2 protein-coding genes are annotated in these 1,740 nt (G+C 30.3%); both read left to right on the top strand.

Annotated features, from left to right (window positions below; all coding sequences use genetic code 11):
• The coding region (locus tag FVF61_RS11805) for a T9SS type B sorting domain-containing protein (RefSeq protein WP_148456678.1) at positions 1 to 729 on the top strand (729 nt) is incomplete at its 5' end.
• 40 nt (positions 730 to 769) lie between these two features.
• A partial coding sequence (locus FVF61_RS11800) for a PorP/SprF family type IX secretion system membrane protein (RefSeq protein WP_148456676.1) occupies positions 770 to 1,740 on the top strand: 971 nt, incomplete at its 3' end.

Raw genomic sequence — 1,740 nt, 5'->3', positions numbered from 1 at the left:
GAATCTGTAAGCATTAATCCATTAGTAGAAATAGAATATGCTTGTGTTAATAATGCACCAAGTAATATTGTTACAGTAACTGTCGATGATAGTATTACAAATCCAGATGATTTAGATTATTCATTAAATGGAGGACCATATCAAGCAAGTAATGTTTTTATAGATGTAACTCCTGGTACTGGACATTATATAGATGTAAGACATACCAATGGATGTATACAAAGAACAGAATTATTTGATATTACCACATTTGATCCTTTGGTACTTACTTTAAGCGATGGCGAAATAAATGAAATTATTGCTACAGCAACTGGAGGTTCTGGTGAATATACATTTACTCTAAATGGTATAGATTATGGAAGTGAAAATGTCTTTATTATTTCTGAATCTGGTACATATACAGTAACAGTTACAGATAGTAATGGTTGTGTTGCTACAGCTTCTAGACATTTTGAATTTGTAGATATATGTATACCAAATTATTTTACACCTAATGGAGACGGTAACTTAGATGGTTGGGCTCCAGGTTGTGTTATACATTATCCAAATTTAGATTTCGATATTTTCGATAGATATGGCCGAAAAATTGCCACTTTAAGAATTGGACAAACATGGGATGGTAGATATCATGGGGAAGAACTACCTACAGGAGATTACTGGTATGTGGTTAGACTGAACGATCCTAATGACAATAGAAGTTTTGTAGGTCATTTTACACTTTATAGATAATTTAAAGGGAAGTTATAATCTAAACTAAAAACGAAGTAAAATGAAAAAACTAATTATATATTCTCTTTTTTTAATCATGACACAAGGTTATAGCCAAGAGTTAAACCTACCTGTTTTTACGCAATATTTAGCAGATAATCCTTTTGTGATTTCTCCAACATTTGCAGGTATTGGTGATAATTTAAAAATTAGAGCCAATGGATTAACGCAATGGGTTGGAATTAAAGGAGCTCCAGACAATCAATCTATATATGCTGATTTTAGAATAGCAAATCGTTCAGGAGTAGGAATTTCATTGTATAATGACAGTAATGGAAACACCAAACAGAAAGGATTGAAAGTCTCATTTGCTCATCATTTAATTTTAGATTATTATTCTAAACAATATCTGTCATTTGGTATTTCGTACAACTTAAATAGTTTCAGAATAGATATTGATAATTTTCAACCTACTTATGAAACCCCAATTATAGACCCTAGAGTTACTGATGATAGATCTAATTCTAACAATAATTTTGACGTGGGTATATTATATAGAAATAAAGGATTTTATTTTAGTTTGAATGCCAATAATATATTACCAAAAGACATTGATGATTATACAGGAATAGAACCTGACTTGCTATTAAATTATCAAATATATACTGGACTTGTTATTCAAAGTAAAACTAATAAAAAGATTGAATTTGAGCCTTCTATGTTCTTCCAATACTTTGATAGTGATAATCGTTCTAGTACAGATTTAAATATAAAAATAAGAAAGTACGACAGAAGAGAAGACTATTTTTGGGGAGGTATTTCATATCGATTCTTAAACGATCAAATATTAAAGCCTCTAAATATTGGTCCAATGGTAGGAGTTAAAAAATCTAATTTTTATTTCGCTTACGCTTATCAAATTACAACTAACGATTTAGCGGGATATAATTCAGGAACTCATATGGTAACTATTGGTCTTGATTTCTTGCAAGGAGTAAGTAATTGTCCTTGTACACAAAGCCCATTACATTA

It is taken from the genome of Xanthomarina maritima (genome assembly GCF_008084905.1).
In the GTDB taxonomy this organism is placed as follows: Bacteria; Bacteroidota; Bacteroidia; order Flavobacteriales; family Flavobacteriaceae; genus Xanthomarina; species Xanthomarina maritima.
The sequence above is the reverse complement of the archived record's forward strand: the minus strand, read 5'-3'. Positions and strand labels throughout refer to the sequence as shown.